The organism is Halopseudomonas salina (assembly GCF_014637955.1).
Classification (GTDB): domain Bacteria; phylum Pseudomonadota; class Gammaproteobacteria; order Pseudomonadales; family Pseudomonadaceae; genus Halopseudomonas; species Halopseudomonas salina.
Genome location: NZ_BMFF01000003.1, coordinates 403,871 through 429,601, shown reverse-complemented (window position 1 = coordinate 429,601; position 25,731 = coordinate 403,871). Strand labels below are relative to the sequence as shown.

Sequence of the window (25,731 nt, the reverse complement as noted above, 5' to 3'; positions counted from 1 at the left end):
TGTGTAGTTGCCCTGGTAAACAGCGCTAAAGTCTGGCGCTATTGTTTACCCAAGGCAGTCTTTATCCGGCCTGATCTTATCTGGCTGTGAATTAAATCCTGAGTTTCCTGATACGACCCTGTTATTTTTGCCGTTGAAAGCTGTGCCCTGGTTGCCCCATTCGGGATCGTCAGGCGAACACGGCATGCAGCAAAAAGTCCGGGCCCTTATTTTCCAAGTGGACGAATTGTATGACCCTGATGCAATCAGTAAGACAAGATTGGTTTTCCAACATCCGTGGCGATATTCTCGCTGGTGTTGTGGTAGCCCTGGCGTTGATCCCCGAGGCGATTGCGTTTTCGATTATTGCCGGAGTGGATCCTAAGGTCGGTCTGTACGCTTCGTTCTGCATCGCGGTGGTGATTGCTTTTACCGGTGGACGTGCAGGTATGATTTCGGCAGCAACCGGTGCCATGGCGCTTTTGATGGTCACCCTGGTACGCGACCACGGGCTTGAATACTTGCTGGCGGCAACGATACTGTGCGGCCTGCTGCAGATTGGTGCCGGCTACCTCAAGCTGGGATCACTGATGCGCTTTGTTTCACGTTCTGTGGTGACGGGCTTCGTCAACGCCCTGGCAATTCTCATCTTCATGGCCCAGCTGCCAGAGCTGACCAACGTTACCTGGCATGTGTATGCGATGACGGCAGGTGGTCTGGCGATCATCTACCTTTTCCCGTACTTACCCAAAATCGGCAAGATGATTCCTTCGCCGCTTGTTTGCATTGTGGTACTGACTCTACTGGCGCTCTATCTGGGACTGGATATTCGTACCGTCGGTGATATGGGCGAACTGCCCGATACTCTTCCGATATTCCTCTGGCCCCAGGTGCCGCTGAATTTCGAAACCCTGATGATCATCTTCCCTTACTCTGCTGCGCTCGCGGTAGTGGGCCTCCTGGAATCGATGATGACGGCCACTATCGTCGATGACCTGACTGACACGCCCAGCGACAAGAACCGCGAGTGCAAGGGTCAGGGTATCGCTAACATTGGTTCAGGCCTTCTCGGTGGTATGGCCGGTTGTGCAATGATTGGTCAGTCGATCATCAACATCAAATCAGGTGGTCGCACGCGGCTTTCCTCCTTTGCAGCGGGTGTCATTCTGTTAGTGATGGTAGTGTTTCTGGGTGATTACCTGTCGTTAATTCCCATGGCGGCACTAGTAGCAGTGATGATCATGGTCTCGATTGGTACCTTCAGCTGGGATTCACTGCGCAATCTCAAGAAGCACCCGTTGTCGACCAATATTGTCATGGTGGCCACCGTGGTTGTGGTGGTTGCTACCCATAACCTCGCTTACGGCGTGTTTGTGGGCGTGCTGTTGGCAGCCATGTTCTTTGCCAACAAGATGGGCCACTACCTGCATATTGGCAGCGATTCGATTGCTGAAGGCATTGAGCGTCGTTATAACGTTGTTGGCCAGGTGTTCTTCAGTTCCAGCGACAAGTTCGTCGGCGCCTTTGACTTCAAGGAAGCCCTTGATAAGGTGGTGATCGATCTGTCCCGCGCGCATTTCTGGGACATTACGGCGGTTGCCGCGCTCGACAAGGTGGTGATCAAGTTCCGCCGTGAGGGCACCGAAGTCGAGATCATCGGACTCAACGAGGCCAGCGCGACCATCGTCGACCGCTTCGGAGTACACGACAAGCCTGACGCCGTTGACCAGTTGATGGGTCATTAAATGAACAAGGAGAATAAACCGATGACCAAGAATACCGTTCTGGCCTGCATCGACGGGTCGCTTTCCTCGACGGGTGTATGTGATTACGCGGCCTGGGCCAGTCTGGCCCTGGACGCCCCGCTGGTCTTTATCCATGTGCTTGACCAGCAGCATGCTCAGCCTCGCGGTGATCTGTCAGGCAACATCGGCCTTGGCAGTCGAGAGCACCTGCTCGACGAGCTGGCCGAGCTGGATGAGAAGCGTGGCAGGTTGATGCGTGAGCAGGGTCGCCTGATGCTGGAGGCTGCAGTTGAGCGCGCCCGCGCCGATGGCGTACCAGAGCCGCTCAGCCGGCAACGTAACGGCGATTTGGTTGAAACCCTGAATGAGCTTGAGCACGAGATTCGCTTACTGGTCATCGGTCGCCAGGGTGAGGTAGGTGATTCCGTGGGCCAGCATGTGGGTAGTCACCTGGAAAGCGTGATCCGCACCATGCATCGGCCGATCCTGGTCACCGCTGGCGAATTCCGCAAACCCGCCAGCGTGATGCTCGCGTTCGATAACAGTGCGACTACACGCAAGGGGGTCGAGATGCTCGCGGACAGCCCCTTATTCGTTGGGCTACCGATCCATTTGGTGATGGTTGGCGCCGATACCAATGATGCCTGGGAAGCAATCAACGCTGCCAAGAACCGGTTGGAAAAGGCCGGTTTTGAGGTTCATGTAAATATCAAGGCCGGTGAAGTCGAGAAGGTGCTGATGGACTACGAACAGGAGCACGATATCGACCTGCTGGTCATGGGTGCCTACGGCCACTCGCGGATCCGTCAGTTTTTTGTGGGTAGTACCACGACCAATATCCTGCAGAAAACGTCCCGTCCCGTCTTATTGCTGCGCTGAGTAGCTGATATGGACTCGACGCTGCGAGCCGAGTTGGATGGGCTGCTTCATCGCCGCATTGCCGAGTTTGAGGCGGGTTGTGCAGCGGGCTCTTCGCGCAGTGAGGCGGTCGAGCTGGACCAAGCCAGGGTCGGTCGCCTGTCACGGATGGATGCAATGCAGCAGCAGGCTATGCTTGATGCCACGAAGATACGTAACCAGCAGGAACTGAAAAGGCTGGTCAGGGCGCTGGCACGCGTTGAGTCAGATGACTTCGGCTACTGCGAAGAGTGCGGCGAACCTATAGCCGCCGGGCGGCTGAGGATTGATCCGGCGGCCCATCTGTGTGTGGAGTGTGCAGCCCAGCACTGAACTTTCGACCCGTGCCCCGAATACACAAAACCTCCGAGGCCAGACAGTGATACGAAGGGAGAGAACGTGAAACTGAAGCGACTTTTACGACCAGTGGGGCGTGCGTTGCCATTTATTGCCGCGATTGCATTGGCCGCATGGGTACTGGATCCGCCCGAGCTGCCTGATTTATCCAATGAGAGTGATGATACCCAAGAGAGGGTGCTGCAGAGCTGGCAACTCGGCGAGGTGGTGGTGCTGGTGCGGCACCTGGAGCGCTGTGACCGTTCGGAGTGGCCCTGCCTGGATGGGCGGGACGGCATCACCGCGCGTTCAGTGGATATCGGCAAAGCGTTGTCAGAGGATTTCTACCAGTTGGGTCTGGATCAGGCGATGTTGTACAACAGCCCGATGACCCGTACCGACCAAACTGCGGATATTCTGTTCGGAGATCATAGCGGTGATCGCAATTGGCTGAATAAATGCCGTAAAAGCGATTCGCTTTTAAAGGATGTCATGCATTTCAAGCAGCCCGGCAAAAACCTTGTACTGATAACACATAGCACCTGTATTGCCCGGTTCGAGGAAGCGCTCGGATTCTCAAGCGACACACCGGATTACGGTACTTCGATCTTCCTCATAGCGAAAACGGATGTTGGCCATCCACGCGTCAAGGGCTTCCTTGATGTAGAAGACTGGGATCGGGTGTTCGAGGCCAACGACGTCCTCTAGTCGCCGAGCCTGCTACGCTGAGGCTCTTGCCGCGGTGGCCGCCAGGGCTGCCGAAGCTGCCGTATACACGGCAAGCAGCGCTACCAGGCCGGCGATGCCGACCCCTGCGTCCAGAAGCAGCCCCAGGGCCACCGGCGCTACCGCAGTGGAGAGCACCATGATGGCCTGCATCACCGACCGTATTGCGCCGATGTGGCGCACTCCATAGCGTTCCGGCCACAGGGCGCCGAGGGTGGCGTTCATCGCGCCCTGGCTCAAGCCGAGTAACCCGAGGAACAGCCAGGGTATCCAATCGGCACCGCTTAAGCCGAGCACCAGCAGGCCGGAGAGCAGCGGTATCAGCGCCACCGGCAAGAGCTTTTGCGCGCCGACACGATCAATCAGCACGCCGGCCAGAAACAGACTCAGGAAGTGTCCGGCGCCGTAGCTGATGAACGCACGGGCAAAGTCTTCCAAGCTCCAGCCACGGAGCGTTGTGATCGCCCCCTGGTGGAAGAACAATGCCGTGACGATAAACGGGACTGCTATCGAGGCAGGTAAAAGCAGATAGAATCCGCGGTCGCGCAGCACCTCAGCACGGGTCCAACCAGTCAGGGTATGCTCGGCGTGATCACCGCTTGCCTGTGGATGACTGGCATTACGGCTTAGCCAGAGCATCAGGGGCAATAGTACGATGAGCAGGATAACCGCCGAGGCGATCCAGCTTCCACGCCAGCCAACAGCTACCACCAGTGCCGAGATCAGCAGCGGTAACACCGCCTCTGACAAGGGAAAACCGCTGGCGCTGAAAGCCACTACCTTGCCTCGATTAAGACTGAAATAACGTCCGGCCGTGGTCATGCCTATATGCGAGAGCATGGCCTGACCGCCAAACCGCACTAGAAGAAACCCGAGCGCCAGCATCCACAGGTACCCGGCCAGGCCCAGCATCAAACAGCCAGCGCTGAGTACCAGGATGGCCATCAGTGTGACCCGGCGCAGCGACCAGTGATCGAGCAGGGAGCCGAACCGCAGCAGCAGCGCGGCCGAGCACAGGGTGGCGAGGCTATAGGTCAGTCCGTAAAGTGAATGAGAAAGGCCGAAAGCGTTGCGCAATTGATCGCCGAAAAGGCCGAGCAGGAACGTCTGGCCGAACCCCGAAGAGGCCGTAGCGAGCAGCGCAAATAGAGCCAGGGAGGGGTTTTCCTGAAGAAACGGCAGAAGGCGCCTGAACAGCATGGGTAGGTCCTGCGGATATTAGTGTGGAGCGGGTGCAGTCAGGGTTAACCGGACCCCGGCGACAGCCAGCACCATGGCGCTGAGACCATCCCAGGCGGAGCCGGGCTGTTGCCCCTTTATCTGTTCATCAATCTGTTGCGCCGCCTGCAGCCACTGATCCCAGGCGGTCGCGGAATGCCGCTGCAGCGCTTGGCCCAACACAGGCTTGCGTTTGTCCCAGACCGGCGGGCGTTGGCTGGCGAAGACCCGGTCGAGGGGGATCTGCTGTTTGAGTCCATGGGCCATGCTGGCCAGGCTACGGATCTCCCGGGCCAGTGCCCAGAGTATTATGGGGGCTTCGACCCCTTCACCGCGTAAGCCCTGCAGAATTCTGAGCGCTTGTGCGGCCTGGCCCAGCAGCATGGCATCGACCAGCGAAAACACATCGAAACGGGCGCTGTCGGCAACTACCTTCTGGACCGTCTCCAGATCGAGATGACCGGCGTCACAGTACAGTTTGAGTTTCTGGATTTCCTGCTCGGCTGCGAGCAGATTGCCCTCGACCCTGGTACTCAGCAGATCGAGTGCTTCTGCACTGGGCGTAATACCCTCGGCAGCCAGCCGCTCGCGCATCCAGCCGGGCAATTGCTGGGCATCCACTGGCCATATCTGGAGAAAGCGGCTGTTGGCATGCTCGGTCAGTGCCTTGGCCCACTTGGTGCGCTGGGTACTGCCATCGAGTTTGGGCAGGCTGATCAGTAATGTGGTGTCAGGCGGTGGGCTGTCGAGCCAGGCCAGTATTGCCTTGGCGCCCTCATCCCCGGGTTTGCCGCCCGGTATGCGCAGCTCGACAAGGCGTTTTTGAGCAAAGAGTGACAGGCTGTGGCTGGTGTCATGTAGCTGGCCCCAGTCGAAGGAGCGGTCCACATGGAAGACCAGCCGTTCCTCACTGCCATCGCGCCGGCACGCAGCCCGGACCTGGTCGGCCGCTTCACCGGCAAGCAGCGGTTCGTCGCTGCTGATTGCATACACCGGGGCCAGGCTTTCCTTGAGTTGGCGCGCCAACTGGCCAGCGTTGAGTTTCATCCGGCCTCAGGGCGTCTGTTGGCTGTCAAGCGCCTGCTCGCGGGCCGAGAGCTCGCTTTCGCTCAGGCTGGACAGGCGAAACAGCAACTGCCGGGTAAGATCATTGCGCATCTCGCGGCGCAGCAGATCTTCTTCCTCGCTGGTACCGGTCAGGTTATCGCTATCGTTGACAAAGAGTCGCTGGGATTTGAGTGTTGCCGGGCCTACCAGAGCCCGGCCACGCTCGTCGCTGATCTGGAAAGTGAGACTGGTCTCCAGCTCGAATTCGGCTGGTGTAGCACGGCTCGTATAGCTGACGGCAGTCTTGTCCTCACGCTCTTCGAGCAGTTGCAGATGATAGGGAGCGGTTTGGGTTATTTCCACGCCATCGATTTGCAGTGCCTGGCGGATATTGCGATACAGCTGGCCGTAGCTGTTGCGCGCGCTTAGCTGCAGCTCCTCGAGTTGGACGTTATCCACGCCAGTACCGCGTAGGTGGAACCCACAACCACTGAGCGCGAGACTCAGGGCTATCAGCATGCAGCCAAGCAACTGGCGATGATGGTTCGTTAACATGTTGGCTCTCCGTTGCATGTCAGTTGGCGACAATATTGACCAGCTTACCGGGCACCACAATCACCTTGCGGATGGTCAGGCCTTCGGTAAAGCGCAGGACGTTTTCATTGGCGCGCGCGATTGCTTCTATTGTTTCCCGCGTTGCCGCGGCTTCGACTTCGATATGCCCGCGCAGCTTGCCGTTCACCTGAATCACCAGTTGCAGGGTGTCCTGGACCAGAGCGGACTCATCCAGCACCGGCCATTGTGCCTGTACTGCCAGATCCTCGTGGCCAAGTGCATGCCAGAGACCATGGCTGATGTGCGGGGTAATCGGCGCTAACAGCAGCACGACCGCCTCAAGGCCTTCCTGCAGCAGGGCGCGATCCTGATTGCTGGCCTGCGGCGCTTTCTCCAGCACATTCATCAGGGTCATGATGGCGGCGATCGCGGTATTGAACTTGTGATTCTGGCCGATATCCTGGCTTGCCTGACGGATCGCCAGATGAATCGCACGGCGCACGGCTTTCTGGTCATCATCCAGGCGCGTCTTGTCCAGCTTATGCGTTGGCCCTGCAGTAACGTGTTGATGCGCCAGACGCCAGACCCGGCGCAGGAATCGATGCGCACCCTCGACTCCGGTATCCGACCATTCCAGACTCATATCCGGCGGCGAGGCGAACATCATGAACAGACGACAGGTGTCGGCACCGTACTGATCGATCATCGATTGCGGGTCAACGCCGTTGTTCTTGGATTTCGACATCTTCTCGACGCCGCCAATTTCCACCGGTTGTCCGTCACTGGCCAGGCGGGCCGCGACGATCTTGCCCTTGGCGTCACGTTCGACTTGAACGTCCGCTGGGTTGAACCAGACCTTGGAGCCGTTTTCGGCCAGACGGTAGTAGGTTTCGGCAATTACCATGCCCTGGGTCAACAGGTTCTTGAACGGCTCATCGGAGTCGAGCAAGCCTTCATCGCGCATCAGTTTATGGAAGAAGCGGGCGTAGAGCAGGTGCAAAATGGCGTGCTCGATGCCCCCGATGTACTGATCGACCGGCAGCCAGTAGTTCGCAGCGGCGGGATCGACCATGCCCTGTTCAAAGTGCGGTGAGGCGTAGCGGGCGAAATACCAGGAGCTTTCGACAAAGGTGTCCATGGTGTCGGTTTCACGCTTGGCCGGTGCGCCGCAGGTAGGGCAGCTGCATTCGTAGAATTCGGGCATGCGGGCAAGGGGGCTGCCATTGCCGTCGGGCACTACATCTTCGGGCAGTATGACGGGCAACTGGTTCTCGGGTACCGGCACATCTCCGCAGGTGTCGCAGTGGATGATCGGGATCGGGCAGCCCCAATAGCGTTGACGGCTGATACCCCAGTCACGCAGACGATATTGAGTGCGTGGTGCGCCCAGGTCTTTCTGTGACAGCACCTCACCGATGGCTTCCAAGGCACTGGCAAAGTCGAGCCCATCGAACTCTTCTGAGTTGATCAGTTCACCCTTCTCGCCATAGGCATCCTGCCATGGTTCCGGCGTTTCATCCCCAGCGCTGGTGCGCACAACCGGTTTGATGGGTAGCCCGTACTGGTTGGCAAAATGGAAGTCGCGTTCATCGTGGGCAGGCACGGCCATGACGGCACCCTCGCCATAGGTCATCAGCACGTAATTGGCGACCCACACCGGCAGCTTTTCGCCGGTCAGGGGGTGCTCGACGAACAGGGACGTCGGCATACCCTTTTTTTCCTGGGTGGCGATATCGGCTTCAGCCACGCCGCCACGCTTGCATTCATCGATAAAGCTTTGCAGTTGTGGGTTACCTTTGGCAGCGATGGTGGCCAGCGGATGTTCCGCTGCAACTGCCATATAGGTCACACCCATCAAGGTGTCAGGGCGGGTGGTGAAGACCTTGAGCTTGCCGTTCTCGCCAATACTTGCCTGGTCGTAGGGGAAGTGCACTTCCATACCTACCGACTTGCCAATCCAGTTACGTTGCATGGTCTTGACTTGCTCAGGCCAGCCGGTCAGGCCGTCCAGGGAAGTCAGCAGTTCTTCCGCGTAGTCGGTTATACGGAAATAATACATCGGTATTTCGCGTTTCTCGATCAACGCGCCGCTGCGCCAGCCCCGGCCGTCGATAACCTGCTCGTTGGCCAGAACAGTCTGGTCGATCGGATCCCAGTTGACGGTGCCGTTCTTGCGATAGATAACGCCCTTCTCGAACAGCCGGGTAAACAGCCACTGCTCCCAGCGATAATACTGTGGCGTACAGGTGGCAAATTCCCGCGACCAGTCCATCGCCAACCCCAGGCTTTTCAGCTGGGTGCGCATGTAGTCGATGTTGTCGTAGGTCCACTTGGCCGGCGCTACGTTGTTGTTCATTGCCGCATTTTCCGCAGGCATGCCGAACGCGTCCCACCCCATGGGTTGCAGCACGTTGCGGCCCTGCATGCGATGGTAGCGGCTGATCACGTCGCCGATGGTGTAATTGCGCACGTGCCCCATGTGCAGCTTGCCGCTGGGGTAGGGGAACATGGACAGGCAGTAGAAGGTGTTCTGGTCCGGAGTCTCGGTTACCTTGAAGACTTCGTTGCGGGTCCATTCTGTCTGGGCTGTGCTTTCTATATCGCGGGGAGAATACTGTTCTTGCATGTGAACGGTCTGGGCTCGTCTGGCGGAAAAGGTAGTCATGCAGCGCGGGTCTGCGGTGATCCCGGAGACGCCCTTGGAGCAGTCAATCGATGCTGGACAGGCCGCTGCATAAATCAATAGCGCAGGATACACCACCGGGCTGCAAGCAGGTAGCCCATGCCATTCGTCGCCGCGGACCTGCGTAGCGGCTCAAGGCAACTATGCTCAGGTTATCTGGCGAGCGGATTTTCAACGCAGGCCTACACCAGAGGAGACGAGTTTCATGAAAGGGACGGTACCCGAATCGCACGAGCGGAGCCGGGATTCCTCCTACGGACGACTGTTGCGTCGTCTGGATCAGGCAATGGATATGGCGCGCACGCGCCAGTGGATGGAGGGAAACCCTCCGGCTCTGACGGAGCTGGAGCTCAACGGCCTGACACAGGAGGATCAACGGCTGCTCTGGCGTATTCTGCAGGCACTGGAGAGCGGCGTTTCACTTCCTGGTGGCGGGGGCAATTCTGCGAGCTCGCTGGCGCTTTACCGCGCAGCCTGCGAGACAGGCCAGCACCACTAGCCATAATGGCCAGTCTGGCCAGTGCAAATAGGGCGTCAGCCCTGTGCGGGGCTGCACTTCGCCAGTCAGTACCGCCTGCTCGAACTGCGGTATGCGCTGGGTAATTCTGCCCCGATGATCAATCAGCGCGGTCACCCCGTTGTTGGTGCCGCGGATCATCCAGCGGCCGCTTTCCATTGCCCTCATGCGCGCCATCTGCAGGTGCTGCAGGGGGCCGATCGAACGACCAAACCAGCTATCATTGCTGATGGTAATGAGCAGCTCGCTTTGCGCTGCCAGGCGTGCGGCAAAATGCGGGTATACCGCTTCATAACAGATGAAGGGCGCGAGTCGGTATCCGGCGGCTTTTAGTGGCTGCTGAACGGCAGGTCCGCGGGTAAAGCTCGACATGGGCAGGTCGAAGAAGGCGATCAAACCGCGCAGGACCTCCTCCAGTGGAACATATTCGCCGAAGGGGACCAGTTTGTGTTTCAGGTATTGCTCATCCTGCTGACCCGCAACCATGATGCCATTATAGATCTGTAGTACATCATTGTCGTACTCATCCACCGGGATGCCGGTAATCAGTGTGGTGCCCTGTTCCGCAAGGCGCGCGGCCATGCCGTTGGTAAAGGCCAGCGCCTGGCTCTGCAGAACCGGAACGGCGGTCTCGGGCCACAGGATCAGATCAACAGGCGCCAGGGCGATGCTCAGATCGCGATAGAGTGTCAGGGTCTGGTCAATGTGATCCGGATCCCATTTGCGTGACTGGGGGATGTCCGCCTGAATCAGTGCAACTGACAACGGCGAGCCGGTAGGTTGCGTCCATTCCAGTGTGGAAAGGCCCATACCGCCCAGCCAGATGACCAGCAACAGGGCAGTGCCCGTGCTGGCTGACCGGATACTCCGCCACAGGCCCGGCTCGCTCAGCAGGCAGGCGGACAAAACGCTCAGAAAGCTCAACAGCCAGACGCCGCCTAGCGGCGCCCAACCTGCCAGCCAGGTGTCGGTATGCCCATATCCGTGGTAGAGCCAGGGAAAACCAGTGAGAAACCAGCCGCGGAAAACCTCCTGCAGCACCCAGAGCGCAGCAAATCCCCAGCAGGCCAGCCAGGGATTGCCTGTGGGCCGCAACCAGCGGGCCCATAGCCATGCCATCAGCGCGATCACCAGGGCCAGACCGGCGACAAAGCCGGCGGTCAGCAGTCCGGCGAGAATCGGCGAAGCATAGCCATGCACATGGATGCTGATATATACCCAGGATACGCCGCTGGCGAACAGACCCAGACCCCAGAACCAGCCGCGCAGTGCTGCCTGACCGGGTTGTAATTGTTGGAGCCCCTGGAACAGCAAGGCGACCGAGAGCAGACCCAGCGGCCACAGCCCGAAAGGGCTGAGCGCAAGGGTACTCAGCGCGCCTGCCAGCAGAGCCAACAGATGGCCCGGCCAGCCGGGCGCGCGCAGCCAGTTGAGTAGGGTGTTCAGCAGGGGCATGGCATTCTCAGGATTCGACGACGGTTACCCGCAGCAGGTGCACCCGGCGGCTGTCTGAATTGAGCACGCGCACGCGGAACCCGTCCAGCTCGACGACCTCGTTGCGTCTTGGCAAATGACCAAATGCATTCATTACCAGGCCGCCCACGGTATCGAATTCCTCATCCGGGAACTCGGTGCCGAAATGCTCGTTGAAGTCTTCGATCGGAGTCAGCCCCTTAACCAGGAAATCACCGCTATGCAGCGGCTTGATCTGGCTGTCTTCGTCTATGTCGTGCTCGTCTTCGATGTCACCGACAATCTGCTCAAGCACGTCCTCGATGGTCACCAGGCCGGAAACGCCGCCGTACTCGTCAATCACGATAGCCATGTGATTGCGCGTGGCACGAAACTCCTTGAGGAGCACGTTCAAGCGTTTGGACTCGGGCACGCAGGTGGCCGGACGGAGGATTTCCTTGATGTTGAAACGCTCGGTGTTTTCCTCTAGCAGCAGGGGCAGCAGGTCCTTGGCGAGGAGAATACCCAGCACATCATCCAGGCTGTCGCCGGTGACCGGGAACCGCGAGTGGGCCGCCTCGATCACTTCAGGCAGAAACTCGCGGGGTGACTGGCTCGAGCGGATGGTGATCATCTGCGAGCGTGGGATCATGATGTCGCGTACCTGCATGTCGGAGACCTGCAGCGCGCCCTCGATAATCGACAGTGCCTCGATATCCAGTACTTCGTTGGCATGCGCTTCGCGCAACAGTTCCAGCAGTTCCTGGCGGTTCTTGGGTTCATGGACAAAAGCCTGGACCAGTTTGTCCAGCCAGGTCTTGTGTCCGTTGGTCGATCGATCTTCGCTCATGGTTCCTTTCTACTCGTTGTGGAAATGTGTATAGCGTTTGGAAACAGTTGTAATAGGTATTGTGTTACAGGGATTCGCTCAAATACGGGTCGGCAATACCCAATTGCGCCAGCAGCTGGCGCTCCAGCGATTCCATTTCATCGGCTTGTGCATCTTCCATATGGTCGTAGCCAATCAGATGCAGGCAGCCGTGAATGACCATGTGGGCCCAGTGTGCCTGCAACGGCTTTTCCTGCTCCTCGGCTTCGCGCGCCACAACAGGAGCGCAGATCACCAGATCGCCCAGCAACGGTATATTCAGCTCGGGTGGCAGGTCGGCAGGAAAGGACAGCACATTGGTCGGATAGTCCTTGTGCCGGTATTCCCGGTTGAGAGTCTGGCTTTCTTCCTCGTCGACCAGGCGAATAGTCAGTTCGTGGCCGGGTCGGTCCGAGAGGGCGAGCCCGGCCCAGTGCCTGAAGCTCTCGTCGTCGGGCAGCTCGGCAGCAGTGCTGGCGCGCTGTATATCCAGTTCGAGGGGTGCCGGATCAGGACTCATTACTGCGTTCCTTGCGCTCGCCTTCCTGACGCAACTCGAAGCGGTCGTAGGCCTCGACAATGCGCTGCACCAGCGGGTGGCGCACCACGTCCTTGGATTTGAAGTGGGTGAAGCCGATACCTTTCACGTCTTTGAGGACATCAACAACGTGTGACAGGCCCGACTTGGTACCGCGGGGCAGGTCGACCTGGGTCACGTCACCAGTTATTACCGCGGTGGAACCAAAGCCGATGCGCGTCAGGAACATCTTCATCTGCTCCAGCGTGGTGTTCTGGCTTTCATCCAGAATAATAAAGCTGTTATTCAGGGTGCGGCCACGCATGTAAGCCAGGGGAGCGACTTCGATTACCTGCTTTTCGATCAGCTTGGCCACGTTCTCGAACCCGAGCATCTCGTAGAGCGCGTCATACAGCGGGCGCAGGTAAGGGTCGATCTTCTGTGCCAGATCCCCCGGCAGAAAACCGAGTTTCTCGCCGGCCTCGACCGCGGGACGGACCAGCAGGATGCGCCGCACCTGTTCCCGCTCCAGCGCATCAACCGCGCAGGCAACGGCAAGATAGGTCTTGCCGGTGCCGGCCGGACCAATGCCGAAATTGATGTCGTATTCCTGAATTGAACGCACGTAGCTTTGCTGGTTCGGCCCGCGCGGCTGAATCGCCATGCGTCGGGTGCGCAAAACTACAGGTGCATTCCCTGCGCCGTTGTAGAGAGTCTCGCTGAGATTCTCCAGCCCGGATTCCTGTAGAAACAGGTGAACCGTATCGGGAGCCAGTTCGGCCTGGTCACGGGTTTCCCGGTACAGCTGGCGCAGCACTGCTTCAGCCGAGCGGGCCAGTTCGGCCTCGCCAATCAGCTCGAATTGATTGCCGCGATTACGAACCTCAAGACCCAGGCGCTGCTCGATGAGCAGAAGATGTTCATCGAACTGGCCGCACAGGCTGGCCAGGCGGCGGGGGTCGACGGGTTCGATGCTGAAACGATGGATGTGCAGGGGAGCGTTCAAAATAATCTGTCAGTAACCTCGTAATAGTCGGGAAATCACAGCATAGCGCGCCAGAGGCGCGATGCAAAGATGCCGCGATCAGCGGTCTGCGCGCACCGCGGGTGCGCGTTCCGGAAGGGCTTGCGGGCGTGTTTGAATGGACGGTTCAGTGGACGGTCTCGGCCATCAGCGTGCCACGCAGGGAATGCGGCAGAGCCTCATCGATAACCACGTCCACGAACTGTCCTATCAGGCGCGGATTGTCGCAGCGGAAGTTGACGATACGGTTGTGCTCGGTCCGGCCCTGGAGCATGCCTGGGTCCTTCTTAGAGTAATCACTGACCAGAATGCGCTGCACCGTGCCGATCATGCGACGACTGTTGTCGAATCCCTGCTGATTCAGACGATTCTGCAGAATTTGCAGACGCTGCTTCTTGACCTCGACAGGCGTTGTGTCGGGCAGGTCAGAGGCCGGTGTGCCGGGTCGGGCGCTGTAGATAAAGGAGTAGGAGAAATCGAATCCGACGTCCTCTACCAGCTTCATCGTCTGCTCGAAATCCTTTTCGGTCTCGCCGGGGAAGCCGATGATGAAGTCCGAGCTCAGAATCATGTCCGGCACCGCCGCACGCAACTTGCGCACCCGCGATTTGTATTCCAGGGCAGTGTGATTGCGCTTCATGCCAGCCAGCACCCTGTCTGAGCCGGACTGGACTGGCAGGTGGAGGTACTTGACCAGTTCCGGCACTTCGGCATGGGCGCGAATCAGGCTGTCGGAAAACTCCAGCGGATGCGACGTGGTGTAGCGGATACGGTCGATGCCGTCGATCTCGGCGATCACGCGAATCAGGTCGGCCAGGTCGGCTATCGTGCCTTCATGGGTCTGACCGCGATAGCCATTGACGTTCTGGCCCAACAGGGTGATTTCACGCACGCCGTTTTCGGCAAGATGTATGCACTCTGCGAGCACGTCATCGAAGGGGCGGCTGACTTCTTCGCCTCGGGTGTAGGGCACCACACAGAAGCTGCAGTATTTGCTGCAGCCTTCCATGATCGAGACGAACGCAGTAGGGCCGTCAACGCGGGGTTCGGGCAGACGGTCGAATTTCTCGATTTCCGGGAAAGACACATCAACCTGCGGCTTGTTTGTAGTGCGTGCGGCGTTGATCATTTCCGGCAGCCGGTGCAGCGTCTGCGGGCCAAAAACCACATCCACGTAGGGTGCGCGGTCGCGAATGGCCGAGCCTTCCTGGCTGGCCACGCAGCCGCCGACGCCGATGATCAGGTCAGGATTCTTTTCCTTCAGTGGTCGCCAACGGCCCAATTCGGAAAAAACCTTTTCCTGGGCTTTCTCACGAATCGAACAGGTATTGAGCAGGATGATATCGGCTTCATCCGGGCGATCGGTCATTTCCATCGCCTGGTTTTCACCAAGCAGGTCGGCCATGCGCGAGCTGTCATACTCGTTCATCTGGCAGCCGTGGGTCTGAATAAAGAGTTTCTTGGCCATGGGATGCGCTGGGCGTAGCCTCGTCAAAAGCGAAATTATACACTGATGAGGAAGCCGATGTCCTGCGCTGTGGTATCATCCGCGCCCGTCGGATGCACTGGTCCGGCTCGCTTGCCACAGGTTCTTACAGTTCAGCTATGAGCAAAGACAAACAACCGATTTTTCGCGTGATCTTCCTCAATCAGGGGCAGGTGTACGAGTTGTATGCGCGCAACATATTCCAGAGCGATCTCTGGGGATTCCTGGAAATAGAGGAATTGCTCTTCGGTGAGCGTTCCCAGTTGCTGGTTGATCCTGCGGAAGAAAAGCTCAAGACCCAGTTCGAGGGTGTGGAGCGCAGTTTTATCCCCCTGCAGTCGATTGTGCGCATAGATGAAGTTGAGCGAATCGGTCAGGCCAAGATCAGTGAAGCCAAAGGCGGTGGTAACGTCATGAGCTTCCCGATGCCTCCGCAAAACTGATCAAGCATCAAGGATCAGGGGACTCAACGGCGGGGACTGAGGGGCCGATCGGACCTGGCTGCTGATTCTGCAGTTGCTGCAGCTGTTCTTCGCGGAGTTGGGTCAGATAATCGCGGAACAGCGTACCCAGTACATGGGTGGCTACTGAAAGCTCGTTCTCGTTCATCTGCAGTGCTATCCGGTCGCTGGCATCCATGGCCGCTTCCTCGCCGTTGACTGCCGACATTTTCAGAATGATGTACGCCTGGGGCAGATTACGGGTAACGCCTTCTCCCTGGTAGTGCATGAGCCCCAATTGGTACTGCGCGCGGGGGTGCCCTTGAATTGAGGCCCGCTCGAACCACTCTAGGGCCTTTTCGATGTCGCGCTCGACCCGTTCACCCTGGTAAAAGAACTCCCCCATTTCATATTGTGCCTGCAGGTCGCCATTTTCTGCGGCGCTGCGGCAGGCCTCCAGTGCCAGCTCCAGGCTCTCATCATCCACCCGGTTGAAGGCACACCTTTCCTCGGTACTGACCAGCAGGGGATTGCCGTCCTGCTCCTGCGCGTACACCGTCGTGCTGGTAATTCCAGTCACCAGGCAGAGGAACAGAAAGGGTTTGCGCATGGGAATGATCATGACTCTGAAGGTGTCTCGTGTTCGGGTTGATTCTGGCTATCATTGTGCGCCTGTTCGGCAAGCACGCCAACCGCCATTCCGGCGGCTATGAAGCCGGGTATCAACCAGCTGGCGTGGCTCGAGGCATCCAGCAGGCTCAGCAACGGCAGTTGGCCGGTAAGTCCGCTGATCAGCGTCGGCGCCAGCAGGCAAACGATGGCAGCCAGACAGAGAATGCCCACCCTGCGGTCCCTGCCGATGTTGAGTAAGCCGCTTGCAGCCAGCCCCACTGCGCCGATCAGAGTCAGCAGCCAGAGGTAGCCCGTCTGCCACTCCAGGTACCGCGACAGCTCGTAGAAAGCGAGAATGCCCAGAATGATGCGGCTCCATATCACCGGCTGCCAGCGCCAGCCGCTGGCCAGATAGAGGCACGCAAACCCCAGCAGGGGCAGGCTCATATGTTGCGCCGCAAGCCCCATGATGCGTTGGGCATGCTCGACGCTCTTGCCAACCATGTCCCATTGCACAAACGCCAGGGGCAGGGCGCTACTGGCAACCAGCACCAGAGCGACCAGGCCGGCGGTTATGGCGCCCCGTGCGCCTTCGCGTCGGCCAACTCTATGGCGCCAAAGCCACACGCAGAGTCCCAGCGCACTTGCTCCAAGCAGCACATAGACGATGGCAGTCATAGGGCGGCAAAGGCCTTTTCTGCCGCATCCAGCGTGAGTTTGAGCTCGGTTTCGCCGTGGGCAATGGAAGTGAAGCCAGCTTCGAACGCACTGGGCGCCAGGTAAACGCCGCCAGCGAGCATCAGATGGAAAAAGCGCTTGAAGCGTTCCACATCGCCTGCCATCACATCATCAAAGGTCAGAATGTCATCGGCTCCGGAGAAATACAGGCCAAACATGCCACCTGCCTGGGTGGTAACAAAGGGTATTGACGCCGCGTCGGCCCGCTCCTGCAGCCCTGCGAGCATCCGTGCTGTGTAGTCGCTCAGCTCGGCGTGGAAGCCGGGGCGCTTGAGCAGTTTCAGCGTGGTCAGGCCGGCGGCCATGGCCAGCGGATTACCTGACAGGGTGCCGGCCTGATAAACCGGCCCCATGGGAGCGATCACCTCCATGATGTCGCGCTTGCCGCCGAAGCAGCCTACGGGCATCCCACCACCGATAATCTTGCCGAAGGTGGTGATGTCCGGTGTGACGCCATAGTGCGCCTGGGCGCCGCCGAGGGCCACGCGAAAACCGGTCATTACCTCATCGAATATCAACACCACACCATGCTGATCACAGAGCTGGCGCAAGCCCTCCAGAAAGCCCGGCACCGGTGGCACGCAGTTCATGTTGCCGGCCACTGGCTCGACGATAATGCAGGCTACGCTGCTGCCCAATTCCGTGAGCATGGTCTCGACGGCGCCGATGTCATTGAATGGCAGTGTCAGGGTGTGCTTGGCAAAATCGGCAGGAACGCCAGCCGAACTGGGCACGCCCTGGGTAAGAGCGCCTGAACCGGCCTTGACCAGCAGGCTGTCGGAGTGCCCGTGGTAGCAGCCCTCGAACTTGATGATGTTGTCGCGACCGGTATAGCCGCGGGCAAGCCGGATGGCGCTCATGGTGGCTTCGGTGCCCGAGCTGGTCATGCGTACCATCTCCATGGAGGGGACCAGGCTGCAGACCAGATCGGCCATCTCGGTTTCCATTGCCGTCGGCGCGCCAAAGGACAGGCCATGCTGCAGCTGCTCGCGAACTGCATCCAGCACCGCCGGGTGGGCATGACCGAGAATCATCGGTCCCCAGGAACCGACATAGTCGACGTAGCGCTTGTCGTCCTCGTCTACTACGTAAGCACCCTCGGCATGCTTGAAGAAAAGCGGCGTGCCGCCGACGCTTTTGAAGGCGCGTACCGGCGAGTTCACGCCGCCAGGTATGTGTTTCTGGGCGTTGGCAAAGAGGGTTTCGGAGCGGGACATGGAGGGTTCCTTCAAAATGTTGACTGGAAGAGTTCGGTAAAACCGCGGGCACGACGCTCGACTTCGACAGCACTGGGCGCGCCGAACAGGCCATTGACCACGGCGAGCATGTTGGCGCCGGCGCCAATAAGCTGCGGGGCGTTATGCAGCGTGATACCGCCGATGGCCACTATGGGCAGGCTGAATCGCTGACGAGCCTGCTCCAGCAGCACCGGCGTCGCCTGGGGCGTACCGGGTTTGGTAACGGACTGGAAAAAGCGGCCGAAGGCGATGTAGCTGGCACCGGCGGCCTGGGCCTGTTCGGCAAACATCAGGTCGGCGTGGCAGGTTGCGCCAATGATTGCGTTATTGCCGAGTTGTGCACGGGCTTCGCGCAGGCATCCGTCATCACGACCCAGATGCAGGCCCACACCCAATTCAGCAGCCAGCGGCAGATCATCATTGATGATCAGTGTTGCCCCATAATATTCGCACAGGCCCTTGAGCTGCCTGGCCTCGTCGAGCCGGCGAGCCGGATCGTCTGACTTGTCCCGGTATTGCAGTATCCGCGCGCCACCTGCGAGGGCAGCGTCTACCCAGGGCAAGAGTCGGCCCTGGGTGAGCAGATGACTGTCGGTGATCGCATACAGACCGTGGAGCTGTTCACTCATGAACAGAAATCCAGCGGTAGCCGCCGGGGCACGTACTGACCCAGGCCGGGCTGCTCGGCATCACGCAGAGTCCGCCAGGTATAGTCCAGCGCCGAGCGTACTGCGCTGACCAGCTCCTCCCCGAGCGCCAGGCGGCCGGCCAGGGCGCTGGCCAGGGTGCAGCCGGATCCGTGGTAATTGCCTGGCAGGCGCTGGCAGGTAAAGGTGTGCTGACTGCCGTCCCGGCAATACAAGCGGTTGTGAATTTCGCTCTCATCGCCATGGCCGCCGGTAATCAGCAGGTTACGACAGTAAGGCAGCAGCCGGGCGGCGCATTCATCGGCAGTGCCTTCGGGCAGCTCGGCCAGAATGCGCGCCTCGGGCAGATTGGGTGTGGCAATCAGAGCAATAGGCAGCAGATTTTCCCGCAGGGCCAGGGCGACGTCGTCCTTGCCCAACGAGCCACCGCCCCCTGCGCGCAGCACCGGATCGCATACCAGCGGGAGTTCAGGGTGATCCTGCAGCAACTCGATGATGGTCTCGACCATGGTCAGGTTGCCCAGCATGCCGAGCTTTACCGCCGACACGGGCATGTCATTCAGCACCGCGTTGGCCTGAGCCAGCACCCATTCGCGGTCTAGCACGCGGAAGTCGCTGACATTCACGGTGTTCTGTACGGTCAGTGCTGTTATTGTTGGCGCTGCATGACAGCCCTGGGCTATCAATGCCTCGATATCGGCCTGCAGGCCGGCTCCGCCGGACGGATCATGACCGGAAAGACAGAGAACCACGGGGCGAAAAGGGAGTAGTGTTTTCATGGGCTAAGCTTACCATCATGCGTTGGGTGTCGGCAGGGGAGCAGCAGTGCTTTGCGGCCGGTAATTATCACCGGACGTATCTTGGGCCGCCATGGCCTGTGGGCGAATTCTCAACTGACAACCTACAAAAATAATTGGAGTAGAGCATGCGTGCGATAGATCAGTGGTTCGATCAGTACGGAGAAAGTCATCAAAACGCGGTCAACAAGCTGCTGCACTGGATCTGTGTGCCATTGATAACCTTCAGTGTTCTGGGCATCCTCTGGGCAATTGATCCTTGGGTGTCGGTAATAGCGGTGGCCGCTGCCATGGCCTTCTATACGATGTTGTCCTGGCGGATAGCGGCTGTGATGCTGGTGGTCAGCCTGCTCATGCTGCTGACTCTCTGGAACATGACCGTTGTTTTCTGGCCCTGCGTCGCGATTTTTGTGCTGGCCTGGATCGGTCAGTTCATCGGCCATCACCTGGAAGGTAAAAAACCATCCTTTTTCAAGGATCTGCAGTTTCTGCTGATTGGTCCGATCTGGCTGGTTGGCGCGCTATTCCGGACAGTCGGACTGCGCTACTAGGTAACCGCGAGTCTCGTCTCGACAGGCAGGTCGGCAGCGTAATAGCTATGCCTGACAGTTATTGGCAGCCGCGTTCAGTTCCCGCCACTGACCCGGCTGCAGATCCCCCAAAGTCCAGTCGCCAATTCGTACCCGAACCAGGCGCAGCGTCGGCAAGCCGACCGCTGCAGTCATGCGGCGCACCTGCCGGTTGCGGCCCTCACGTATGGTAACGCTCAGCCAACTGGTAGGGATATTGGCCCGGTAGCGCACCGGTGGGTCCCGTGGCCATAGCTCAGGCTCGGCAATCTGCTCCACATCGGCAGGCAAGGTGGGGCCGTCCTTCAGGGTAACGCCATGACGCAGCGCCTGCAGTTGGATTTCGGTAGGTACTCCGTCGACCTGCACCCAGTAGGTTTTCGCCAGTTTGTGTTTCGGGTCGGTTATGCGTGCCTGTAAATGCCCGTCGTTTGTCAGCAGTAACAGACCTTCGCTGTCGCGATCCAGGCGGCCAGCCGGGTAGATACCTGGCACGTCGACAAAATCCTTGAGTGTCCGGCGGCCTTGTCCATCGGTGAACTGGGTTAGTACATCAAACGGCTTGTTCAGTGCCACAAGCAGGCAGACGGCCGGCCGCGGTGCGGGCTTGCGGCGCGGGGTTGTCGACTTGCCAGAAATTGGGGGGGTAGGGCGTCGAGGGTGTTTGGCAGGCATAGGCAAATCTGACAGTGGGTGAACAGGTGATGCTAGTGCGGGCCGGTAGATGTGTCGAGCCGAATTCCGGGAGTGGCCGAGTTCCATCTCGGCCGAGGAAGTTGAAATCAACGCCAGAAAATCAACCCGCCGGCGTTGCGCGTGCCACCAGGGCCGCGACATCGGTACCGCGCGGTAGGGTGCCGAAGGCGCGGCCGTGCCCGGCTATACGGCTGGCGATAAAGGCGTCGGACACTGTTGCATTGCCCGCCTCAAGCAGTAGTTTGGCCTGTAACGCTACGGCCACGTCTTCGGTCAGCTGCCGGGCGCGGTACTGGATGTCATCGGTATCGCCAAAATCCGCCTTTATCTGCTGGATATGGCGGGTCAGGTGAGCATCGCCGTGACCGTCTCCCAGTTCGCTGAACAGCACCTCCAGAACGCCCGGCTCCTTTGACAAGGCGCGCAGCACGTCCAGGCATTGCACATTGCCCGAGCCTTCCCATATCGAATTTACCGGCGCTTCGCGGTACAGCCGCGGCATGATGTTTTCCTCCACGTAACCGGCGCCGCCGAGGCATTCCTGGGCCTCATTGATCATTCCCGGCGCGCGTTTGCATATCCAGTATTTGCCTATTGCGGTGACCAGCCGGGCGAATTTTTTCTCGTGTTCGTCGCTGCCGCTGTCGATTGCCTTGCCCATGCGCATGGTCAGTGCCAGCGCGGCTTCGCTCTCCAGGGCAAGATCAGCCAGCACGTTCTGCATCAATGGTTGCTCGGCCAGCGGGCGGCCGCCTACTGCGCGGTATGCGCAGTGGTGTGTAGCCTGGGTCAGGGCCTGGCGCATCAGCGAGCTGGAGCCGATCATGCAATCAAAGCGGGTCAGCGAGACCATCTCGATAATGGTCGGGATGCCGCGGCCTTCTTCGCCAACCATCCAGGCCAACGCACCACGGTACTCCACTTCGCTCGAGGCATTGGCCCAGTTGCCGAGCTTGTTTTTCAGGCGCTGGATGTAAAACTGATTGCGGCTACCGTCAGGCCGGTGGCGGGGCAGCAGAAAGCAGCTCAAGCCTTTTTTGGTCTGCGCCAGGGTCAGGAATGCGTCGCACATCGGCGCTGAACAGAACCATTTATGGCCGACCAGTTCGTATGCCTGGCCTGGTCCGCCGGCGCCAATGGGCTGCGCGCGGGTGGTGTTGGCGCGTAGATCAGTGCCGCCCTGCTTCTCGGTCATCGCCATACCTATGGTCGCGCCCGTCTTCTGCCCTATCGGCAGATTGCGCGGATCGTACTGGCCCGAGAGGATCTTGGGCAGCCACGTCTCGGCCAGATCTGGCTGCATGCGCAGGCTCGGGATACACGCGTAAGTCATGGTCATCGGGCAGCAGGTGCCTGATTCAATCTGGTTGTGCAGGTACATGCTCGCCGCCCGAGCGACATGCGCGCCTGGCCTGGAGTTCGCCCAGGGCGCAGATGTTATGCCCTGGGCGATGCCTGCGGTCATCAGCTCATGGTAGGCGGGATGAAATTCAACCACATCGATCCGGTTGCCAAAGCGATCATGACTTTTCAATACAGGCTTGTTCTCGTTGGCGAGAAAGCCGGCCTGCATCAACGAGTCCCCGGTGAGTTTGCCATAGGCCTCCAGGTGCTCATCGGCCCAACCGCCGCCGAAGCGACGTACCCACTCCTGCAATGGCAGGTCCGCGCGGTACAGGTTGATACCTTCCAGGGGCGGAGCCTGATTGGTGACCTCATGGGTTTCCGCATACAGCGAGGCGTGGTCAGTGGTTTGCATGGTCAGACTCCTTGGCGCCGAGGGCGCGCAGACAGAACAGGGTGAGGGCGCTGGTGACGCTTTCGAGGCTTTCGCTGGGCAGGCCGCTGGCCCTGAGCGCACGTGCCTGTGGGGACAGCGGACCGATCAGTGATTCGGCCACGGTACCGACCATGCAGGCCGCAGTGACAGGGATATTGGGTACATTGAAGCTGCCGTCAGCGTTACCTTCACGAATCAGCCGGGTGAAGAGTTCGGCATAGGCCTCGCGGTAGCGCAGCCGCTGGGCATCAACCTCTGCTTCGACGGGTTCGGCGATCAATGCGTAGGCCAGCTGTCGGCTGTGCCAGGCGCGGGTGGCGAACTGGGTGATACCCCGGCGCAATCGGTGCGCCGCGTCACCCTGACTAGCGAAAGCGACTTTCAGGCTGTCTATTTCAACCCGGGTTGCGCGCGTGAAGACTTCGCAGGCCAGTGCTGCCTTGCCAGGAAAGTAGCGATACAGGCTGCCGGTAGCAATGCCTGCGCTTTCTGCCAGGGAGTTCATGGTCAGTGCGGCGAAGCCGCCATCGGCTACCTGGTGCAGCGCGCAACCCAGAATGTGTTCGCGCAGAGCCTGGTCACGCTCGAGTCGGGCTTCAGTAGTGCGATAGGCCATTGTATGAATCCTGATTCATCTATTCGAACAGTGAATCAGGATTCAGATCTTCATGCAGGAGGGAATTGCGCCATAGGGGCGGGGTTTTCAGACGTCCAGTTGTCCGATGAGGACTGCTTTGATAACGAAGCCCATGACGCCGAGTCCAAGGCCGGTGAAGAGAACTGCAGTGCCGTATCGGCCTGCTTTTGATTTTTTTGCCAGATCCCAGACGATGTAGCCCATGAATGCAACCAGAGCAAAGATCATCAGGGGCATGGCCAAGGCTTCAAATTCTTGATAGCTCACAAAACTCTCCCATTCGATAAAAGTTATTGATCTGGGTCAACATTATACCGAAATCTCTGCCTGGGGCCTGTGGTGCCTTGTCGCAGGTGTAAGGTTGGTGACGCTAGGATACGGAATTTTGCAGATGGCCAAGTGGCAGTTCGGTGCTGCCGACTATCTGGTTAAGTACGAAGCTTGAGCGTACGCTCGATACGCCGTCGATACGCGTCAGGCGGCCCAACAGGAACTGCTGGTAGTGTTCCATATCGGGAACGACGACCCGCAGCTGATAGTCTGCGTCCATACCTGTGACCAGGCAGCAATCGAGCACTTCGGGGCAGTCGCGGATCGCGGTTTCAAAGCCTGCAAAGCGTTCAGGTGTGTGTCTATCCATGCCGATCATCACAAAAGCGGTGAGGGTCAGGCCCAGTCGACGTGGCTCAAGCAGCGCGACCTGACGCCGTATATAGCCGCTGTCTTCCAACTGCTTGACCCGCCTTGAGCAGGGCGAAGGCGATAAGCCGATATGTTCTGCCAGTTCCTGGTTGCTGATGCTTGCGTCATGCTGCAATGCGGCAAGTATCTTCAGGTCGTAGCGGTCGAGATTGTGATCATTTGTCATGTTTTGATCCTTTATTGCTCAATAAAACGTAATAAGCATAATATATTGCTGAAAGGTAACGCATATGTGCAATATTAGACAAGAAATGCCGCCATGGGAGGGGTAATATAGTCCCAAGTTCGAAGCCAAGGCCGGTTCGTCCAGTCCGCTCCCCTATCCCGGGAGAGGAAGGCAAAAATCCTACCGGATTCTCGCCAGCCGGCCTCCCAGCTCACAAGGCCCGGGAATCAGGCAGCCTCCTATCCGGATGTGTACAGGACGCTAAAAAGAACGGCCGGCTCCATAGGGAAGCCGGCCGTTCTTTTGTATGGGGCCTGCGTGTTGCCATTGAACGCTACATTCCGGCCTGGTCTAGACCGGGTCCGTGTGAATCAGTACATCGACCTGGGGAAAACGCTCGACCAGCGCCGTACGTACTGATTCGCCCAGCTCATGGGCCTCCAGCAGCGGCATGTCGGCGGGTAGTTCCACGTGCATCTGCATGAACCAGAGGTGGCCGGACTGGCGACTGCGAAAATCATGCACGTCCAGCACGCCGGGCACGGCACGCGCCAATGCCAGGGCCTCGGTGCGCACTTCATCGGGCAGCTCGTGATCCATCAGAATCTGTATTGCATCAAGCCCGATACGCACGGCGCTATAGCCGATATATACCGCGATGCCCAGGCCCATCACCGCGTCAGCACGCTGGATGCCGTAGCTAGCCAGCAGCAGCGCGACTATGACACTGCCATTGAGAAGCAGATCCGAACGATAATGAAGCGCATCGGCACCGATTGCTGTTGAGCCGGTGCGTGCGATTACATGCTTTTGAATCGCCAAAAGGCCCAGCGTTGCAATGATCGAAAGAACCATTACCCCGATGCCAAGCCATGTGGCGGCGATGGGCTGAGGGTTGACCAGATGGTCAATACCCTGCAGCAATACCAGCAGCGCTGACCCGGTGATGAAGGCCGACTGGGCCAGGCCTGCGAGCGCCTCGGCCTTGCCGTGCCCGAAGCGATGCTCCTGATCCGCTGGCTTCAACGCGTAACGTACGGCGAACAGGTTGATGATCGAGGCGGCACTGTCCATCAGCGAATCAATCAGTGAGGCCAGTATGCTGACTGATCCTGATGCCATCCAGACGCCACTCTTGAGGGCAATCAGACTGAAAGCCACGGTTACCGAGGCGTATGTGGCTAGCTTGAGCAACCGTTCCCGTTCAGGGAGCTCCAGGTGATTGGGCTGAGTCATCACGCGCGCGACGGCAGACCCAAGGCTGCCATTTGCACAGCATCGGGGTGGTCCAGCTGCTGGGCGCGCTCAAGCGGCAGGTCCAAACCAATCTCCTCCTGAAGCAGCGCTTTGAGCTTGACGGTGTCCACCTGGCCATCTGCTCCCACAGCCTTGTTCAATTGCTCAGGGGCAATACTGTAGCGGTTGTCTGGCAGATAGATGGCGCCGGTGGCGAAATCCACAGCAAAGGCGATTACGCCGGGTATGACATAGAAGAGCAGGCCGATACCGTTGAGAATGGCCACGCCCGAGTCGATCTGGCCGCTTATCTGGCCACGGCGCTCAGGATAAAAAATGGTGCCGCAGGCTGCCAATTGGCTGGTAAGGGCCGTGACTAGCAGGGCGGAGGCCAGGGTTTTCATTCGCATGATCGAGTCTCTT

28 protein-coding genes are annotated in these 25,731 nt (G+C 59.0%); 7 read left to right on the top strand and 21 right to left on the bottom strand.

Translation table 11 applies throughout. From position 1 onward, the window contains the following. Positions 1-239: 239 nt before the first annotated feature. The 4 genes from IEV54_RS09395 to pmrG all read left to right on the top strand — a co-directional run bounded on the left by IEV54_RS09395 (position 240) and on the right by pmrG (position 3,665). On the top strand, positions 240-1,724 hold the full coding sequence (locus tag IEV54_RS09395; protein ID WP_373286440.1) for a SulP family inorganic anion transporter: 1,485 nt from the start codon (positions 240-242) through the stop codon (positions 1,722-1,724). Between the two features lie 21 nt (positions 1,725-1,745). Then, positions 1,746-2,603: a universal stress protein gene (locus IEV54_RS09390; protein ID WP_150278349.1), complete on the top strand. Its 858-nt coding sequence runs from the start codon at positions 1,746-1,748 to the stop codon at positions 2,601-2,603. Between the two features lie 9 nt (positions 2,604-2,612). Beyond that, positions 2,613-2,954, top strand: coding sequence for a TraR/DksA family transcriptional regulator (locus tag IEV54_RS09385; protein WP_150278350.1), 342 nt, complete (start codon positions 2,613-2,615; stop codon positions 2,952-2,954). A gap of 66 nt (positions 2,955-3,020) precedes the next feature. Then, entirely contained in the window at positions 3,021-3,665 is a 645-nt protein-coding gene (gene pmrG, locus IEV54_RS09380; protein WP_150278351.1) for a lipopolysaccharide core heptose(II)-phosphate phosphatase PmrG, read from the top strand. A gap of 12 nt (positions 3,666-3,677) precedes the next feature. Here pmrG and IEV54_RS09375 read toward each other — a convergent pair whose 3' ends face one another. Genes IEV54_RS09375 through leuS form a run of 4 tightly spaced genes read right to left on the bottom strand, consistent with a single transcriptional unit; the run spans position 3,678 to position 9,129 of the window. After that, positions 3,678-4,883, bottom strand: a complete 1,206-nt coding sequence (locus tag IEV54_RS09375; RefSeq protein ID WP_150278352.1) for an MFS transporter — start codon at positions 4,881-4,883, stop codon at positions 3,678-3,680. 18 nt (positions 4,884-4,901) lie between these two features. Then, positions 4,902-5,948 (bottom strand): DNA polymerase III subunit delta, encoded by a 1,047-nt coding sequence (gene holA / locus IEV54_RS09370; RefSeq protein ID WP_150278353.1) that lies wholly within the window; start codon positions 5,946-5,948, stop codon positions 4,902-4,904. Between the two features lie 6 nt (positions 5,949-5,954). After that, positions 5,955-6,503, bottom strand: a complete 549-nt coding sequence (locus IEV54_RS09365; RefSeq protein ID WP_188434400.1) for an LPS-assembly lipoprotein LptE — start codon at positions 6,501-6,503, stop codon at positions 5,955-5,957. A gap of 19 nt (positions 6,504-6,522) precedes the next feature. Beyond that, positions 6,523-9,129 carry a leucine--tRNA ligase gene (leuS, locus tag IEV54_RS09360; RefSeq protein WP_150278355.1) on the bottom strand — a complete coding sequence of 869 codons (2,607 nt, stop codon included), beginning with the start codon at positions 9,127-9,129 and terminating at the stop codon, positions 6,523-6,525. A 262-nt stretch (positions 9,130-9,391) separates the two neighbouring features. Between leuS and IEV54_RS09355 the strand changes: the two genes are divergently transcribed. Further along, positions 9,392-9,685, top strand: coding sequence for a hypothetical protein (locus IEV54_RS09355; RefSeq protein WP_150278356.1), 294 nt, complete (start codon positions 9,392-9,394; stop codon positions 9,683-9,685). On the opposite strand, the gene lnt is transcribed toward IEV54_RS09355, so the two are convergent. The 5 genes from lnt to miaB all read right to left on the bottom strand — a co-directional run bounded on the left by lnt (position 9,605) and on the right by miaB (position 15,032). Beyond that, positions 9,605-11,158, bottom strand: a complete 1,554-nt coding sequence (lnt, locus tag IEV54_RS09350) for an apolipoprotein N-acyltransferase (protein ID WP_150278357.1) — start codon at positions 11,156-11,158, stop codon at positions 9,605-9,607. The genes IEV54_RS09355 and lnt overlap by 81 nt on opposite strands. A gap of 7 nt (positions 11,159-11,165) precedes the next feature. After that, complete coding sequence (locus tag IEV54_RS09345) at positions 11,166-12,005, bottom strand: CorC family transporter (RefSeq protein WP_150278358.1); 840 nt, start codon at positions 12,003-12,005, stop codon at positions 11,166-11,168. A 64-nt stretch (positions 12,006-12,069) separates the two neighbouring features. Next, positions 12,070-12,543, bottom strand: a complete 474-nt coding sequence (gene ybeY, locus IEV54_RS09340) for an rRNA maturation RNase YbeY (protein ID WP_150278359.1) — start codon at positions 12,541-12,543, stop codon at positions 12,070-12,072. Continuing rightward, on the bottom strand, positions 12,533-13,546 hold the full coding sequence (locus tag IEV54_RS09335; protein WP_150278360.1) for a PhoH family protein: 1,014 nt from the start codon (positions 13,544-13,546) through the stop codon (positions 12,533-12,535). Before IEV54_RS09335 ends, ybeY begins: the two co-directional genes overlap by 11 nt. 145 nt (positions 13,547-13,691) lie before the next feature. After that, positions 13,692-15,032, bottom strand: coding sequence for a tRNA (N6-isopentenyl adenosine(37)-C2)-methylthiotransferase MiaB (gene miaB / locus IEV54_RS09330; protein WP_150278361.1), 1,341 nt, complete (start codon positions 15,030-15,032; stop codon positions 13,692-13,694). A 137-nt stretch (positions 15,033-15,169) separates the two neighbouring features. Between miaB and IEV54_RS09325 the strand changes: the two genes are divergently transcribed. After that, positions 15,170-15,493: a DUF1820 family protein gene (locus IEV54_RS09325; RefSeq protein WP_150278362.1), complete on the top strand. Its 324-nt coding sequence runs from the start codon at positions 15,170-15,172 to the stop codon at positions 15,491-15,493. 7 nt (positions 15,494-15,500) lie between these two features. On the opposite strand, the gene IEV54_RS09320 is transcribed toward IEV54_RS09325, so the two are convergent. Genes IEV54_RS09320 through IEV54_RS09300 form a run of 5 tightly spaced genes read right to left on the bottom strand, consistent with a single transcriptional unit; the run spans position 15,501 to position 19,504 of the window. Then, the gene (locus IEV54_RS09320; RefSeq protein ID WP_188434398.1) at positions 15,501-16,100 is read right to left on the bottom strand and encodes a tetratricopeptide repeat protein; all 600 of its coding nucleotides are present in this window, start codon (positions 16,098-16,100) and stop codon (positions 15,501-15,503) included. A gap of 8 nt (positions 16,101-16,108) precedes the next feature. Beyond that, entirely contained in the window at positions 16,109-16,780 is a 672-nt protein-coding gene (locus tag IEV54_RS09315) for a hypothetical protein (protein ID WP_150278364.1), read from the bottom strand. Further along, positions 16,777-18,057 (bottom strand): glutamate-1-semialdehyde 2,1-aminomutase, encoded by a 1,281-nt coding sequence (gene hemL / locus IEV54_RS09310; protein ID WP_150278365.1) that lies wholly within the window; start codon positions 18,055-18,057, stop codon positions 16,777-16,779. Before hemL ends, IEV54_RS09315 begins: the two co-directional genes overlap by 4 nt. Positions 18,058-18,068: 11 nt before the next feature. After that, the gene (gene thiE, locus IEV54_RS09305; RefSeq protein WP_150278366.1) at positions 18,069-18,707 is read right to left on the bottom strand and encodes a thiamine phosphate synthase; all 639 of its coding nucleotides are present in this window, start codon (positions 18,705-18,707) and stop codon (positions 18,069-18,071) included. Next, on the bottom strand, positions 18,704-19,504 hold the full coding sequence (locus tag IEV54_RS09300) for a hydroxymethylpyrimidine/phosphomethylpyrimidine kinase (protein WP_150278367.1): 801 nt from the start codon (positions 19,502-19,504) through the stop codon (positions 18,704-18,706). Before IEV54_RS09300 ends, thiE begins: the two co-directional genes overlap by 4 nt. A gap of 146 nt (positions 19,505-19,650) precedes the next feature. Here IEV54_RS09300 and IEV54_RS09295 point away from each other — a divergent pair, with 146 nt between their 5' ends. Continuing rightward, positions 19,651-20,073: an Mpo1 family 2-hydroxy fatty acid dioxygenase gene (locus IEV54_RS09295; RefSeq protein ID WP_150278368.1), complete on the top strand. Its 423-nt coding sequence runs from the start codon at positions 19,651-19,653 to the stop codon at positions 20,071-20,073. Positions 20,074-20,118: 45 nt separating this feature from the next. Here the strand turns inward: IEV54_RS09295 and IEV54_RS09290 are convergent, their stop codons facing one another. From IEV54_RS09290 to IEV54_RS09260, 7 genes are all read right to left on the bottom strand, one after another. Beyond that, positions 20,119-20,766 carry a pseudouridine synthase gene (locus IEV54_RS09290; protein WP_150278369.1) on the bottom strand — a complete coding sequence of 216 codons (648 nt, stop codon included), beginning with the start codon at positions 20,764-20,766 and terminating at the stop codon, positions 20,119-20,121. Positions 20,767-20,887: 121 nt separating this feature from the next. Next, positions 20,888-22,546, bottom strand: a complete 1,659-nt coding sequence (locus IEV54_RS09285; protein ID WP_150278370.1) for an acyl-CoA dehydrogenase family protein — start codon at positions 22,544-22,546, stop codon at positions 20,888-20,890. Beyond that, positions 22,533-23,183 (bottom strand): TetR/AcrR family transcriptional regulator, encoded by a 651-nt coding sequence (locus IEV54_RS09280; RefSeq protein ID WP_150278371.1) that lies wholly within the window; start codon positions 23,181-23,183, stop codon positions 22,533-22,535. The genes IEV54_RS09285 and IEV54_RS09280 overlap by 14 nt, the downstream gene beginning before the upstream one ends. An 87-nt stretch (positions 23,184-23,270) precedes the next feature. Next, positions 23,271-23,471, bottom strand: a complete 201-nt coding sequence (locus IEV54_RS09275; protein WP_373286434.1) for a DUF2788 domain-containing protein — start codon at positions 23,469-23,471, stop codon at positions 23,271-23,273. 103 nt (positions 23,472-23,574) lie between these two features. After that, complete coding sequence (locus tag IEV54_RS09270; RefSeq protein WP_150278372.1) at positions 23,575-24,072, bottom strand: Lrp/AsnC family transcriptional regulator; 498 nt, start codon at positions 24,070-24,072, stop codon at positions 23,575-23,577. Between the two features lie 351 nt (positions 24,073-24,423). Beyond that, positions 24,424-25,308, bottom strand: coding sequence for a cation diffusion facilitator family transporter (locus tag IEV54_RS09265; protein ID WP_150278373.1), 885 nt, complete (start codon positions 25,306-25,308; stop codon positions 24,424-24,426). After that, positions 25,308-25,718: a polyribonucleotide nucleotidyltransferase gene (locus IEV54_RS09260; RefSeq protein WP_150278374.1), complete on the bottom strand. Its 411-nt coding sequence runs from the start codon at positions 25,716-25,718 to the stop codon at positions 25,308-25,310. Before IEV54_RS09260 ends, IEV54_RS09265 begins: the two co-directional genes overlap by 1 nt. Between the last annotated feature and the right edge of the window lie 13 nt (positions 25,719-25,731).

Bases quoted from the DNA above. Each gene is read 5' to 3' on its own strand.
- thiE (WP_150278366.1), bottom strand. From the start codon at position 18,707: ATGAGTGAACAGCTCCACGGTCTGTATGCGATCACCGACAGTCATCTG.
- miaB (WP_150278361.1), bottom strand. From the start codon at position 15,032: ATGGCCAAGAAACTCTTTATTCAGACCCACGGCTGCCAGATGAACGAG.
- IEV54_RS09390 (WP_150278349.1), top strand. From the start codon at position 1,746: ATGACCAAGAATACCGTTCTGGCCTGCATCGACGGGTCGCTTTCCTCG.
- IEV54_RS09295 (WP_150278368.1), top strand. From the start codon at position 19,651: ATGCGTGCGATAGATCAGTGGTTCGATCAGTACGGAGAAAGTCATCAA.
- IEV54_RS09280 (WP_150278371.1), bottom strand. From the start codon at position 23,183: ATGGCCTATCGCACTACTGAAGCCCGACTCGAGCGTGACCAGGCTCTG.
- IEV54_RS09320 (WP_188434398.1), bottom strand. From the start codon at position 16,100: ATGCGCAAACCCTTTCTGTTCCTCTGCCTGGTGACTGGAATTACCAGC.
- IEV54_RS09365 (WP_188434400.1), bottom strand. From the start codon at position 6,503: ATGTTAACGAACCATCATCGCCAGTTGCTTGGCTGCATGCTGATAGCC.
- IEV54_RS09285 (WP_150278370.1), bottom strand. From the start codon at position 22,546: ATGCAAACCACTGACCACGCCTCGCTGTATGCGGAAACCCATGAGGTC.
- IEV54_RS09260 (WP_150278374.1), bottom strand. From the start codon at position 25,718: ATGCGAATGAAAACCCTGGCCTCCGCCCTGCTAGTCACGGCCCTTACC.
- IEV54_RS09265 (WP_150278373.1), bottom strand. From the start codon at position 25,308: ATGACTCAGCCCAATCACCTGGAGCTCCCTGAACGGGAACGGTTGCTC.
- hemL (WP_150278365.1), bottom strand. From the start codon at position 18,057: ATGTCCCGCTCCGAAACCCTCTTTGCCAACGCCCAGAAACACATACCT.
- IEV54_RS09290 (WP_150278369.1), bottom strand. From the start codon at position 20,766: ATGCCTGCCAAACACCCTCGACGCCCTACCCCCCCAATTTCTGGCAAG.
- leuS (WP_150278355.1), bottom strand. From the start codon at position 9,129: ATGCAAGAACAGTATTCTCCCCGCGATATAGAAAGCACAGCCCAGACA.
- IEV54_RS09355 (WP_150278356.1), top strand. From the start codon at position 9,392: ATGAAAGGGACGGTACCCGAATCGCACGAGCGGAGCCGGGATTCCTCC.
- lnt (WP_150278357.1), bottom strand. From the start codon at position 11,158: ATGCCCCTGCTGAACACCCTACTCAACTGGCTGCGCGCGCCCGGCTGG.
- holA (WP_150278353.1), bottom strand. From the start codon at position 5,948: ATGAAACTCAACGCTGGCCAGTTGGCGCGCCAACTCAAGGAAAGCCTG.
- ybeY (WP_150278359.1), bottom strand. From the start codon at position 12,543: ATGAGTCCTGATCCGGCACCCCTCGAACTGGATATACAGCGCGCCAGC.
- IEV54_RS09345 (WP_150278358.1), bottom strand. From the start codon at position 12,005: ATGAGCGAAGATCGATCGACCAACGGACACAAGACCTGGCTGGACAAA.
- IEV54_RS09395 (WP_373286440.1), top strand. From the start codon at position 240: ATGCAATCAGTAAGACAAGATTGGTTTTCCAACATCCGTGGCGATATT.
- IEV54_RS09385 (WP_150278350.1), top strand. From the start codon at position 2,613: ATGGACTCGACGCTGCGAGCCGAGTTGGATGGGCTGCTTCATCGCCGC.
- IEV54_RS09325 (WP_150278362.1), top strand. From the start codon at position 15,170: ATGAGCAAAGACAAACAACCGATTTTTCGCGTGATCTTCCTCAATCAG.
- IEV54_RS09375 (WP_150278352.1), bottom strand. From the start codon at position 4,883: ATGCTGTTCAGGCGCCTTCTGCCGTTTCTTCAGGAAAACCCCTCCCTG.
- IEV54_RS09315 (WP_150278364.1), bottom strand. From the start codon at position 16,780: ATGACTGCCATCGTCTATGTGCTGCTTGGAGCAAGTGCGCTGGGACTC.
- IEV54_RS09300 (WP_150278367.1), bottom strand. From the start codon at position 19,504: ATGAAAACACTACTCCCTTTTCGCCCCGTGGTTCTCTGTCTTTCCGGT.
- IEV54_RS09270 (WP_150278372.1), bottom strand. From the start codon at position 24,072: ATGACAAATGATCACAATCTCGACCGCTACGACCTGAAGATACTTGCC.